The following is a 13,617-nucleotide window of genomic DNA, read 5'->3' as shown; positions in this document are numbered from 1 at the left end:
ATCCGCGCCGCAACCCCTTCAGCCTTTTGTCGCCCTACAACTTGAAACGCCGCGTGACATGTCACGCGGCGCTGTGTTCGACATCGGAATGCAGACGTCAGTTCTGTGCCTTGAAGGTGCTCGTATAAGCCGCCGCATAACCGTAACTGCGGCGATTGCTCGGACGACGCGGAATCGCGTTGAATACCGATCCCACGAGCCTGCCGCCCGCACGCTGCACCTTCTTCACCGTCTCTTCGATCTCTTCCTCGCTCTGGATGCCGGAGCGCAGCACGAGCACCGTGGAGCCGGCATCGCTTGCCACGATCGCCGCGTCGGTGACGACGAGGAACGGCGGCGTATCCACCAGCACGAGATCGAACTGATCGCTCATGCGCGCAAGCGTATCGCGGAAGCCGGGCATCATCAGCAGCTCGGACGGATTCTCCGGATAGCCGCCGCACGACAGGAACGACAGCCCCGGCACGCCCACATAGCGCAGCGCGTCGCCGAGCGGCATCTCGCCCTTCAGCACTTCGGAGAGACCGCCCGGATTCGACTGCTTGAAGAACGAGGCGATATGACCACGACGCATGTCGGCGTCGATCAGCAACACGCGCAGGCCGATTTCCGCGAGCAGCACGGCCAGGTTCGCCGCGACGAAGCTCTTGCCCGCCGAAGGAATCGGGCCGGTCAGCATCACGATGTTGTTCGGCGCGTTGGCCAGGTCGCGATACAGCTCGGTTCGCACTGCGCGCAGGGCTTCCACGGCAGGATCGTGCGGATAGCGCGAGGCAAGGACGCGGGCGTCGCGATGAGACTCGGGCACGTGCGGCATCGCGAAGGCATCATGCCGCGGCGCCTCGGTGTAGGCCAGCGCCTTGGGCGCGGCATGCCCTTGCGCACCCGCATAGGTGAGCGGCGCATGCTCGACCGGCGACACTGCGATCTCGTGATCCAGCATTGCCTGCTGGCGGCTGTACAGCACTTCGCCCAGCACCGGTACGGACAAGCGGCGCTCCACGAACATCGGATCCGTGACGCCGATCATTGCGTGACGGCGCAGGAAGATGAAGAACGTGCCGACGAAAAAGCCCAGGCCCGTGCCCGCGAGAATCACGAGCGGCTTGTTAGGCTTCACCGGACGATACGGACGCAGCGCGGTATCGACGATATGCGCGCCGCCGCTCGTGCTCGCACGGCGCACCGAGAGCTCCTCGGCCTTGTTGACCATGCCCATATAGATGGTCTCGGCCACGCGCGCATCGCGCGTCAGCTCAGCGTTCTGGCGCTCGGATGCCGGCATGCTGTCGAAGCGCGACTGGATCTGCTGGTTCGACGACTCGAGCTGCGCGATCTGCTGATCGAGATTCTGCACCTGCGGGCTGCTCGGCTGGAAGCGTTGCAGCATCTGCGTACGTTGCAGCTTGAGCGTGGCGAGCTGCTGCATCGACACGATGCTGCCTTGCAAATAGGCTTGCGCTTCGTTGATCGGCTGGACCGATTGCGACTTCGCGCGATAGGCGCTCAGGTTGCCTTCGGCTTTCTTCAGATCGGATTCGAGACGCGGCAGTTCTCCGCGGATGAATTCGAGCGTCTTCGTATCGTTGGCCTGGCGCGCCTGCACGGCGGCGCCGAGATACGCCTGAGCCAGCGCGTTGGCGACGTCGGCGGTGAGTTGCGGATCGTCGGCGTTGAAGGTGATCTGCACGACGCCCGTATCCTTCGACGATTCCGCGACCTTCGTCGTCTTCTTCATCAGCGCGATGGCGTCGAGCGTGTTGAGACGGGTCACGTCGAAATGCACGCCAGGGTGGCCCACGACATGATTGACCAGCATCGATACGCCGTTCGCCGACGCCGGGCGGCCCACCGTGCCGTGCAGGATCACTTCGCCGTCCGGATCGCGCAGCTCGTACTGGTTGTTGTCGAGGAGAACGAAGTCGAGCTTCTGGTCTTCGAGTGCGGGCGGAACATCGAGGCGGCCGATCTGCAGATCTTCACCGCCCCAAGCGTACGAGTCGAGACCGAACCACGCCGGTGCAAGATGCCCCTTCTTGGCGAACATGTTCGCAAGCTGGCCGAGGATCGGAAACGTGTTGGGCTTGACCCGGATGTCGAAGTGGAACTGCTTGACGACCGGCTCGAGCACCGAGCGGCTCTGCATCACCGAGATCTCGGCGGGCGCAATCTGGTTGACGGTTTGCCCCTGCTGCTGCATCTGCTGCTGGTTTTGCGGCGCGATGCCGAGCGCATTCGGATCCGGCGGATCGACCCGCACGACTACATCCGATGAATAGATGGGCTTGGCAAGAAATGCATAGGCGGACGCGAGGGCAGCCGCGACCCCGACGAACAGGAGCAGCATGCCGAGGTGATCGCGCAGCAGCCGGAGCATGTCGCCCGCGGTAAATTCACCGTCTTCCTTGCCGTGCCGCGAAGATGCTGAGTTGACATAGAGGGTGTTCAAAGGCGCCGTCCTCAGTTCGATAAGTTGAGCAGTTATTCCCGGACCATTGAAAAAGCGAAGATCCGCGCGGCATGTCCGCGTTGCGACTTACGTTGTTGTTGATCCGGCGCATGGCCGTTGGAACTTCAAGACCAGAGACGCGAGAGGCAGGTAGAACGAGCGAAGCGCGTGGCGCTTCTGGTTCGCATTGACGGAACACGTGGGCCCGTCGGAGTACGATCGCTGGTGAATGGAAGCACACTTCGTGCCTCGACACCGTGGCTGCCGCCTCGTGCGCGTCACCGCACCTTCATTGCGACGATTCGCTTGCGCAACGACACGAAAGGCCTTGAAGCAATTAGCATCAAGGCCATCTTCCGGTCACGAGGTGGGCGCGTCTGTTAAGTAGCGAACGTTCGATGCCTTGCAAGGTCGGGAACGGCACTTGCGCACGGCCTGTTTCGCGCGATAATCGGCGGTTCCGCTGCGACCGTATCGGTAGCATCAAAGCGTTAAAAATTTAAGGCATTGGATTAGCCTTGATGAAATCGCGCACGGTATTGAAGCGGGGCTTGCGTGTTTTTCCATCGTCGCCGATCACGCCGTAGTTGCCGTCGCCGCCATAGCGCTGATCGTCATAGAGCTCATAGAGCGTCACGTTCTGAACGTTGTAGGTCTTCGCAAGCGACACGAAACCCTTCAATGCATCCTTGCCCACGAGATAGCCGCCCGGATCCTGATGATTCGGACGCACGCCATACTCGGTGATCCAGATGGGCTTGCCATAGCTGTCGCGCAGACGTTCCAGCACGTTGACCTTGTTCTGGCCAGCCGCCGTGATGGAACCCATGTTCGAATACCAGTGCCACGCGGTGATGTCCCATTGAGGAATCGGGTGACCGCTCGAACCGTCCGGCTGCGTGCCCGCAAAGAGCATGTCTGTGAAGCCGTAGTGAAGCCAGCTGAACGACGTCAGCAGGATCTTCGCATCCGGATTGCTCTCACGAATGCCCTTGATGAGCCCGAGAATCGAGCCGCGCGCCTTCATGAACATCGCATTGTCATAGTCTGACGGATGCTCGCCGCTGCGGTCGGCGCCCTTGATGGTCCAGTTGTCGTACTCGTTGCCCACCTGGTAGTACGTAACCAGCCCCTTGAGCACGCGGCCCGCGGTCTTCCCGAGCGCATAGGCGCGTTCGTATGTCTCCTGCTCGTTCGCGCGCTTCTCCTGTTCAAAGGGCGTGACGAGCGCGAGTACGCCGATGCATTGCTTCGCGGCCGCGCGCGCGAAATCCGCGACCATGTGCGCGCTGCCTTCGCTGGAGACATCCTGCGCATACATGGTGATGCCCAGGTCGCGCAACTGCGAGATCTGCAGATCGTAATCGCTCATGCGATACGCGCCGCGATGTTCGAGATGACCCGCAATGCCATAGAACACGCCGGTCGTACCCTTGCCGCAAGCGAGCTTCGGCGGGGGCGGCTCGGCGGCTTCGGCATCGGCGATGATCGAGCGGTTGCTGTGATGCGCATCAGGCGAGCCGCTGCGCGAGGACATCAGAAGGGCCGCGCAAGACAATGCGCCCAATACGGATACGGCGACCAGGAAGGTACGCATCGGCGTTGACCTCTGAAAAGGTGCGCGCGGTTACTTGGCCAGCACGTCGGTATGGTTGGGCGCGGAATGAGCGCCTGCATCGCGCGGGGCGCTGGGTTGCAGCAGCACCTGTTGCGCTTGCGCGTCGAAGGCTTCACGCGAGAAGCGACGCCTGAATTCGCCACGCAGCGAGGCCATGGAGAAATCGCGTGCGGTGAAAATGCGCTCGACGAAGGCTTCGCGGTCATCGGCAGGGAACAGCAGTGCGTCGGGCAAGTACGAATCGAGTCCCGAGACCCGCGATACGACAATCGGCCGCTCAGCGAGCACGGCCTCGATCATCACGAGCGGCACGCCTTCATAGGCCGATGGCAGCACGAGGGCATCGCTTGCGACGATATAAGGCAGCACGTCCTTCTGCGGTCCGACCATGCGCACGCACGCGGACAGCGCGGGACTGGCCGCGATGCGCTCGCGCAGGCGCGGGTCATCCGGACCTTCTCCAACGATCAGCACGAGCGTATGACTGAAAGCCTTCGCATTGCGCTCGATGGCCTCCATGAAGAAGTCCTGACGCTTCTGCTGGAAATTCAGCCGGCCGATCTGCGCGACGATGGTCGTGCCGTCATCAGGCAGCCCGAGCGACTCGCGCGCGGCTTCCTTCGAGAGCGTCGAACGGCTGAAGCGGTCGTCGACGTAGTTCTCCAGGATCATCGTGCGCGCCTTGGGCGCGAGCTTGCGCAGCTTGTCGCGCAGATGATCGTTGAGCGTCACGTACTCGTCCGGCATGCGGTACAGCACGCGCTTCACGAGCCATTTGACCTGTTCCGCGCGGCCGGCCTTCACGGGCGCGTCATCCACCAGCGGCAGATAGCTCACCGCCAGCGTGCGCGCGCGGCGCGCGGCGATCAGTCCTGCGAGCCCCGAGGCGATCGTGCCTTGCGCGATCATGAGCTTGTCGAGATGCAGCGTGCGCAGCGTGGCCGCGGTCGAGCGAATCATGCGCAGCAGCGCGAAGATGTTGCCGCGGATGGACTCGGCCGTGTAGGTCAGCGCGATGACCTTGACCTTCGGATGCTGGGCCGCGAGTTCGCGCACATGACGCGACAACGCTTCGTTAGCAGCCGGCACGAGGACGTGCAAGGTCTCGACCTGCGCGCTCGCGACCAGCGCCAGCATGAAACGCTTCAGCATTTCCTCATGGCCGCCGTTGACGCCCGAGTCGCAATAGATTCCCAACTTCACCGGCTTTCTCCCTTGCAGCGCGCGTGCGCCCGTCATTGCGGCTTGTCGATGAACTGCTTGAGCAGACGCGCGCTCTCCGTCCAGCGGAAACGTTCGGCGTGCGCGAGACCGCGCCGGCGCAACTCTTCGCTCAGCGTGGGTGAGTCGAGCAGTTCGCGCAGCTTGCCCGCGATGTCATCGACCGAATAGGGATCGCAGTACACCGAGGCGTCGCCGCAGGTTTCCGGCAGGGCAGCGGCACGGCCGACGAGCGTCGGACAGCCGTTGCGCATGGCTTCCAGCGGCGGAATGCCGAAGCCTTCATAGATGGAAGGATAGAGGAAGCATGCGGCATGTTGATAAAGCGCCCGGAGCCGATGGTCGCTCACATAGCCCGCCTGCTTGATGTTGGGCGCGCTCGACAGGTCCTGGGCCTTGCCGAAGATCGTGGCGTTCTTCATGCCGACGATCACGAGATCGATCGACGGATCGTTCAGGCGCATGAAAGCCTCGACCAGCCGCTTGAAATTCTTGGTCGGATTCATGCTGCTCACGGCTAGCACATAGCGGTTCTTCGTGAGCTTGAGTTCGTCGAGCACCGACGTATCCGGCGTGATGTGATCGAGATGATCCGCCGCGAGCGGCACGACGCCGATGCGCTCCGCGGGCACGCCCACATGATGCGCCAGGCGATCGCGCGAGAACTTCGAATTGGTCAGCACGCAACTCGAGGTACGCGCGAGGATCCAGAACATCACGTGATACCAGGTGCGAAACTTCCACGAGAAATGCGACGGGGTGTCGAACACCGCGGCATCGTGCATGTAGATGATCTGGTTCGCTCGAAAGATCGAGCCGGAATTCGACAGATTCACGATGCGCGAACGTCCTGCGAACAGCGGCAATACGAGCTGCTCCCAGAAGACGCCCTTGCCGAAGCCGAGCTTGACGGTCTCGACGCCATCGACGGGATCCAGACCGGTTTGCGGCGGCACGGCGAGCGTCACATGCGAACCCTGCGGCAGTTGTCCGAGCGCCGCGACGAGTTCGCGCGCGACGCGCTGGACGCCGGTGGTTTTCTGGCTCGTGAAGCGTCCGTTATAGACAAGCTTGTTCGTAGCGATGGAAGTGTCCATGGGAGAGGCGTCAGAACTGGGAGTCGGAGCTGGTTTCATACGAGGCTGCCTCTTTGGAGGCGAGCGGCTCGCGCGTGGGCCGGTCGGAGCCGAGCTGGTAGACCGAGAGCCACTGACGGAAGATGGCGTCCATCGAGAAGCGCTTGCTGGCGGATTCCCTCGATGCAGCGCCCATGCGGGCGCGCAATGCGGGGTCGTCGCGCAGCATGGCAACGTACCTGGCCATGTCCTCCACGCTCGATGCAACGAAGCCCGTCACGCCGTGTTGCACGACATCGCGGTTGCCGACCACGTCGGTCACGACGGCGGGAATGCCCGCGACCTGTGCTTCGATCAGCGCGATCGGCATGCCTTCCCAGCGCGAGGTCTGCACGTAGATGTCGAGTTCGGAGGTCAGTTCGAGTGCGCGTTCGCGCGTGACCCAGCCGCTGCACGTGACGGCGCCGCTCGGCATCTGACCCGGCAGCTCCTCGAGATTGCCGCCGATCCACAGGAACTTGACCGACGGACCGCTCAGGTCGGTGGCGAGCTTCACGAATGCCTGATGGTTCTTTTGATAAGAAGCGCGACCGCTCATGCCGACGACGACATCGCCGGGATTGCGCTCGATGCGCGGCGGAATCTCAGGAACGTTCACGCCGTTCTCGATCATGCGCGCCTCGCGCGCACCCATTCGAGTTTCGATCTCGCTCAGCTCGCTCTTCGAACACGCGACGATGGTGCCGCCCATGCGAGCGGCGATGCGCTCGAAGCTCAGATAGGCAAACTGCTTGACGGGCGAGACATCGCGCCGCAGGAACGCCAGGCCATGCGGCGAATAGAACACGCGGGCACGCGGCGCGGCAATGCGTGCGGCGGCGCGGCCCAGCACGCCGGCCTTCGACGAATGCAGATGCACGACCGAAGGATCGAGTTCCTTGAGCTTGCGCACCAGGTTCCACAAGCTGGTCCAGTCGTTCTTGACGCTTACTTCGCGGAACATGCTGACGTAGGTAAGCTTGACGGCCGGATGAAAGAGCTTGGAAAAGTTAATCGGTGTTTCCTGCCGGATCGAATGAAGGATCGTTACGCCGACTCCAGCGGCCGCTGCGCGATTGGAAAGCTGCGTCAGCATTGACAGAACTCCGCCTCCGAAAGCCTCGGTTATATGTACGATCTCTTTCATATTGAACTCATCGTTTGGCGTGTCGCCGAGCGCCCGCGGCGACCGCATGAGAAGGAAGCGGCCTAATCGTTATCAGTTAAGGACATCACACTTTCAAGCACGCCGAATGCATGCAAGGTGGGCGGGCGCTAGCCCACCTGCAAAGAGCACATTAAAGAATCCGGTAATGTGCGCGTTGGAGTACTAATGGACCGTAAAACAAACCGATCCATTCGTGCCACGCGCTCCGACCCAAGCATTACTCGTTCCTCGCGACGACCTCCGCGAGAAACCCCGTCGAGCTTGCTCCCCAAGCCTGGATTCCAGGAGCCTCTGGGCCAGCCTGAGCAGGCCCGGAAGACGCCTTGATACCGGTCTTTGCGAAAATTGTTTCGCGTCGCGCCGATAAGGCGCAGGTCGGCCGTCTGATTACGACCACCTGCCGCGAGACGTAAAGCCCGATTGATCAATCATATTTTTGACTTCTCGAAGCCGTGCCTTTCGGAACGGCCTGAGCACTTTCCTTGAGCCCGTGCTCAGGACCCATCAACACAAAGCTTTACTCTGCTGATATGGCTGTTTCATTACTTTCTTCATCGCCGTTATTTGGCGGTGGAAGAATTCTGCTGAGCGATCACCGCTTCACAGACCTGCAGAAGCATGCGCAGATCCTTTAGCGGGACCGCGACCGATTGCATGCGCAGGCTCTGCGCCTGTTCGACCAGCTTCTGCACACGCTCGATCGACGTATCCTCTGATTCCATGTCGGACCGCTCACTTAATTAAATAACTGTTCGTACCAATACGATATCGACTCGACTCGCTCTGGTCCGTGCGCTGCTCCACATACAAGCATGCAACTTTTGGAGTAGGTCGCTATCGAAAGCGCTGCGCCGCACCAACGCCGCGCACGGATTCTTCATTGAGGGGCAGTCATTCACACTGCTGGCCCAATGCCTTCCATAACCTGCACGACACACTTGATGCTTTTATAGCACGCACTGTTTTAGCCATTACGTGCGCTCGACCGTGTAACTCGGCGGCTTAGGAGAGGCAGGTCACATAACGCGATCACGTGCCCGATCCCGCGCCTTCGGTGATGGGCCGGCGCAGGAACGGCACCTTCTGCAGATGCAGCGTAAGGGCCATCGCGCCTGCGACGCAGGTCTCCACGATCAGCACCGTGGCTGCGGCGCCCTGCTCGCCGAAAAGCTTCGCCAGCACGGCAAGCAACGCGAAGTTCAGCACCGCCGAACCGATCAGCACACGGCTGAAGTGGCTCTTCATGCCGAGCGGAAGCATCGTCTGAACGCCGAAGAGATCCGACAGTCCGGCCATGAGCGGCACGAACGCCATCCAGCGCAGCACTTCTACCGTAGGCAAGAACTGCGGACCATACAAGAGCTTTACTGCAAGCGGAGCCGCGAAGAAGATGCAGACTGATATGAGCGAGACGATCGAGCCTTGCAACACGAACATCTTGCGCAAGAACGCAAACGCATCATCCTTTGCGTGGTGCATGAGGAAGCTGACACGGGGATAAGCAGCGGTCTTGAGCGGCTGAAGCATATTCAATGCCGCGCGGATCAATTTGTCGCCGGCAGCGAAGTAGCCGGCCGCCACGTTACCGGAGATGAAGGTCAGCAGCACGATGTTGCTCGAGGCGTAGATATCCACCAGCGACGTCGCAATGAACACGCTCCAGCCTTCCTTCAGACGTTCGACAATGGTCTTGAACGACACTCTGACGAAATCGAGCTCGTGTCGAAAATACAAATAAATGCAAATTGCGACACCCGACAAAAGTGGGACAAGCGCATTCACGGCCATCGCGATATAGACATCGTCGTGCTGGCGCACGAACAGATACATCGCCGGAATGCTGAGCGCGCGGCCTACGAAGACGAAGCCGCTCAGCATCCCCAGGTCTTCGATGCCCTGGAAGTACCACGTCGGAATCAGCATGGCGCCGATGGCCTGGCCGTAGCCGAGCAACAGTAGCTCGCGATTCTCTTCGAGATAAGGAATGACGGAGGTCAGCACGATCAGGACGACCAGGCCGGCGACGGCCAGTGCAGCCTGCGTGAGGATCGTTTCCCAGAAGACCTGCGAACGCAACGCGCGGTCTCCACGATTGATCGAGACCTTCGGCGTAGCGGTAAGAGAGAAGCTGTAATTCGTGAGTGAAATGAAATATGCGGTAAATGCGAGGCCGAACGAAAGGCGTCCATATTCGCTTGGCCCCAGCACGCGTGCGAGCCACGGCAACGTCAAGAGCGGTGCAAGGTAGGTGGATACCTGCAGCGTCATCAAAATCGTAAAGTTCTTCTTGAATGAAGCCATTGAACGGTTTTCCCGGCTTGGAGCTGTGCGTGATCTTGATGACTGAGGGGCAAAGGCTGCAAACGTCGTGCGTTTGCGCCTGAGCGGTGGGCCTAAACATGACAGCGCCACAGGCGAATAGTTTCGCTTGTACGCCGCGCCGTCAATGCAGCATGCAATGAAAGCATGTCTGCATGCCCGCACGCTGTTCAGGTCGAATGGACGGATACAGCACGAAACGCACCGGTTCCGAGCACTCGCTTGCCCGGTGACGACGCGACTTGTACTACCGTATGCATTTGACAGGCCGCGGCCGCAATCATCAGTGGGTTGGCCCACGCAATGCCGGAGTCGCAACGATTTTGAGCGATTGAAAATCCGGCACAACCCTGTTAGGACTGTCAGGGTGCGGGCAGCAAACCAGCGAAGTCTGGGGGCTTCCGCTCAGGCGAGGGCGCCGTTGAGGGCACCGTCTCTTGCCAACGCTGCAACCCCTTTCGACGGCTCATCCGCTCCCACGTCCATGCGCGCAATCACGCGTGGCTGCAAACCGATGAAGCGGCGCACGACGTTGCGCGTGATCTGATCGACGATGACACGGCTCTCCGCTTCCGGGTCCATCAGCACGCGCGGCCAGTCGGTCGTGCCGCCGTTGAAGACGAGGCCTTGTTGCGGACCTCCGTTGCGATCGGGCTGGAACACGCCCATCGCGCCGACGCCGCCCATGTCCCATCCGGTCAGCTGCACCGTGTCCGCAAGCGTCACGAAGCCATTCGGCTCGGGCGGCACGCCATCCACCTCATAGCCCACCAGGCGGTCCTGCGCGCCGAAGGTCTGCCCATCGACGAGGCCCGTACCCGCGAAGATCCAATGGTCCGCCTGCCGCACGGTATATCCGATCGCCTCGCGTTCGCGCTTGATCCAGCCGCCGCGCAAACGCTTCCACACGCCGTACTTGCCGCCGCCATAGGCGTAGCTCAGGCCGATCAGGTTGGACTCGTCATAACCCGGCCATTTCTCGCCGAGCCGGTTCATCACCGTATAGTCGCCGTCGATCGGCGCGTCGCCGAAGTCGATGGGACGGAAGCAGGTATTGCCGCTGAAGATCGCGAGATTGCCGCCTTGCGCGATGAATTGCGCCACGCGCTCGCGCATCTGCGTCGACCAGTATTCGTGATGCCCGACGCTCAACATGCAGCGATAGTTCTCGAGCTTCAGATCCGTGCCGCGATGCAGATCGTGATCGGTATAGAAGTCGCATGCGATGCCTTCCGCGCGCAGCCAGCGAATGAACTTCGCATCCCAGTGTGTGAACTGCTGGCGCGGCGAGCGCGGATCATAAGGATCGGTCGGCTCGCCCAGTTGCGCGCCAAGCCCGCCGCCGGGGCGCTGGACGCTCACGGTGGTCTGCGGATGCGTGCGGTGGATCGGGTCGCCGTAATAACAGCCGCCGCCCATCGAGTTATAGGCGTGGTACGTGTTGATCGGCACGATGTACGCAATCTCCGCCGACGGCTTGCGTGGCCGCGCGATGACGAGCGCCATGCTGTCCGAAGCGGGCGGTCCCGCGAAGATGGGCTTGTGCGCGGCCGCGCGCCGGCCGAGTTCGTCGCGCGGCTCGCCGTTCGCGCCCACTTCATAGGCGATCGCAACGTACGCGCCGCTTTCGATGTCGTCGGCATTCGGCCTGATTGAGATGGTCGGCCAGTTCCAGTCTTCATCGTGACGCGGCCGTCCCGTGCGGCCCGGCGACTGGAACACGTATCTGCCGTTCTGCAACTGCGCCTGCACGGCGCCGCCCGGCTGCACGACGATGCCGCCCATGCTGGTCAGCGTTTCGTCATTGCCCTGGTGATAGATCGCGACAGAAAAACGCGAACCCGGCTGCACCGCGAGTTCGAACGACTCGCCCGCGGTGAAGCCGGGCCTCTTCGGGTAGATCTGCATGCTGAAGGCCCCTTACGGCATTTTTATCATTGTTGGCTGCCCGCGGACGGACGCCCGCGCAGATTGGCGGACGGCACGGCGCGCGCCGGCGCGGCAGGCGGACGCAGTTCGAGTCCGAGTACCCGCTTGACCACGCGCTTGGCCTGGAACCAGCGGCGATCCGCGACGATCTTCTTGTGGAACAACAACTCACTGGGCGTATCCCGCCGATTCGCCGCAAACGCGCGATAGTGCGCAGCGGTGGCCTCGACGGTCCGGATGGCTTCGGCGAACGCACTTGCATCGACACGCGCCGCCTGATGGCACGCGTACGAGAAGACCTTGTGGAACATCGCGAGCCAGAAGGCATCGAGCGGGCCGCCATTGCAGCGTTCCATGGTCTCTTCCGCGCAGATCGTGAGCGACGTGACCGTATAGGGCGTCGCTCTCGTCGTGATGCTGCCGGCGCGGCGCCGATAGAAGTAGAGATTGTCCGCGAGACGGAACAGCGTGCTGGCGCGCGCATAGACGAGCGGGATGGCCGCGGCATCTTCATACACGCGGCCTGCGGGAAACTCGATGCCGTCCCACAGCGCACGCCGGTACACGCGCGCCGCCGGAAAGACCTGATACACGCGGGCGAAGTCGAGCAGCGCGTCGAGATTGCACGGACGCGTGCCGACGGTCGCGGGATCGATCAGCTGCACCTTGTCGATCACCTTGCCTGCCGAATTGATGATCCCGACATTGAACTCGATGATGTCGGCGACGTTCTGGTCCAGCAGCGGCATGATCTTCTGCGTGAAGTCCTCGGACCAGACATCGTCCGAATCGAGGAAGCCGATGTAGGGCGACGTTGCTTCGGCGATCGCGCGATTGCGCGCGGCGGACACGCCGCGGTTCTCCTGATGGATCACGCGGATGTTGCGGCCCAGCTCCGTGCGCTGCACGTCGAGAATGCGTTCGAGCGTGTGATCGGTGGAACCGTCGTCGATGACGATGAGCTCGATCTCCTCCGAGCGCGGTTGCGAGAGCGCGGACGCCAGCGAGGCGGCGATGAAATGCTCCACGTTATACGCGGGAATGATCACCGACAGCAGGGTCTTGCGAGTACCGTTGTGGACGCGTGTCATAGCTCGTGTCACCGGTTAGTGTTGGTATTGAGGCCACCGTGGCAGAGGCCGGTTCATGCGCGCCGGCTGTCCAATGCGTCATTGGTCAGGTGGAATGCTATAGGGAGTTGTAAGCCGGGAATGTTCGCGTACGCACGCATGGAAATTCGCGGCTGCCGATTTATTTTTTTATTTGCGCGACGGCGCATATTTGGAAGCGGACGCCAAGCCGGTTCAAGCGCTTATCCCGTTCAAAACAGTTCCATTCACTCATCGATACGCGCAATGCCCCGTCGCCATTGCGTTTGCGGGCGCCGCTCGAGATCCGCATACGCGCATTGATTAATTGCCTGCTGTGGTTATATCAAAACAGATAACCCGCGAATTTGTAACGCGTGTTTAAAAATTTGCAAGACGAGTAACGCCGCTTTATGTCAGGAGCGAAACATGCTGCGAGCCCGAAGCGTCCGGTTCTTACGGACTGGAAGCTTGTCCGCTGAAACCGGTGCAGCGCACAACGTGATGACGTGTAACGTTTGCGCGTTGGCTTCAGACGGGAAACGAGCACGGAGGGCGGCAGCATGCACAGGAGGCACTCACATATAATGACTTGCAGAATCCATTCATGAAAGCCGTCTGCCTTCATGATCCGCATGTCTTCAGCGTCGTTGCGAAGCGTTGCCTTCCCTTGACATCAACCGCATCAGCCCAATAGCAAGGACCCTAAC

9 protein-coding genes are annotated in these 13,617 nt (G+C 61.3%); all 9 read right to left on the bottom strand.

Annotation, left to right across the window (positions count from 1 at the left end):
• Nucleotides 1-97 precede the first annotated feature (97 nt).
• Nucleotides 98-2,449 (bottom strand): polysaccharide biosynthesis tyrosine autokinase, encoded by a 2,352-nt coding sequence (locus tag QCE62_RS33190; RefSeq protein WP_309927235.1) that lies wholly within the window; start codon nucleotides 2,447-2,449, stop codon nucleotides 98-100.
• A gap of 499 nt (nucleotides 2,450-2,948) precedes the next feature.
• Entirely contained in the window at nucleotides 2,949-3,986 is a 1,038-nt protein-coding gene (locus QCE62_RS33185; RefSeq protein WP_309927233.1) for a glycosyl hydrolase, read from the bottom strand.
• Nucleotides 3,987-4,076: 90 nt separating this feature from the next.
• Nucleotides 4,077-5,270, bottom strand: a complete 1,194-nt coding sequence (locus QCE62_RS33180) for a glycosyltransferase (protein WP_309927231.1) — start codon at nucleotides 5,268-5,270, stop codon at nucleotides 4,077-4,079.
• 32 nt (nucleotides 5,271-5,302) lie between these two features.
• The gene (locus QCE62_RS33175; RefSeq protein ID WP_309927229.1) at nucleotides 5,303-6,385 is read right to left on the bottom strand and encodes a glycosyltransferase family 1 protein; all 1,083 of its coding nucleotides are present in this window, start codon (nucleotides 6,383-6,385) and stop codon (nucleotides 5,303-5,305) included.
• 10 nt (nucleotides 6,386-6,395) lie between these two features.
• Nucleotides 6,396-7,550 carry a glycosyltransferase gene (locus QCE62_RS33170; protein ID WP_309927227.1) on the bottom strand — a complete coding sequence of 385 codons (1,155 nt, stop codon included), beginning with the start codon at nucleotides 7,548-7,550 and terminating at the stop codon, nucleotides 6,396-6,398.
• Between the two features lie 581 nt (nucleotides 7,551-8,131).
• A complete protein-coding gene (locus QCE62_RS33165) occupies nucleotides 8,132-8,293 on the bottom strand; it encodes a hypothetical protein (RefSeq protein ID WP_309927225.1) in 162 nt (53 codons plus the stop codon).
• Between the two features lie 307 nt (nucleotides 8,294-8,600).
• The gene (locus QCE62_RS33160) at nucleotides 8,601-9,872 is read right to left on the bottom strand and encodes a flippase (RefSeq protein ID WP_309927565.1); all 1,272 of its coding nucleotides are present in this window, start codon (nucleotides 9,870-9,872) and stop codon (nucleotides 8,601-8,603) included.
• 423 nt (nucleotides 9,873-10,295) lie between these two features.
• Nucleotides 10,296-11,798, bottom strand: coding sequence for a N,N-dimethylformamidase beta subunit family domain-containing protein (locus QCE62_RS33155; RefSeq protein ID WP_309927223.1), 1,503 nt, complete (start codon nucleotides 11,796-11,798; stop codon nucleotides 10,296-10,298).
• A 26-nt stretch (nucleotides 11,799-11,824) separates the two neighbouring features.
• The gene (locus QCE62_RS33150; protein WP_309821116.1) at nucleotides 11,825-12,910 is read right to left on the bottom strand and encodes a glycosyltransferase family 2 protein; all 1,086 of its coding nucleotides are present in this window, start codon (nucleotides 12,908-12,910) and stop codon (nucleotides 11,825-11,827) included.
• Nucleotides 12,911-13,617: the final 707 nt, after the last annotated feature.

Origin of the sequence: Caballeronia sp. LZ033, from assembly GCF_031451265.1 — a bacterium.
Lineage (GTDB): Bacteria > Pseudomonadota > Gammaproteobacteria > Burkholderiales > Burkholderiaceae > Caballeronia.
This window is presented reverse-complemented; position numbering and strand designations above follow the sequence as displayed.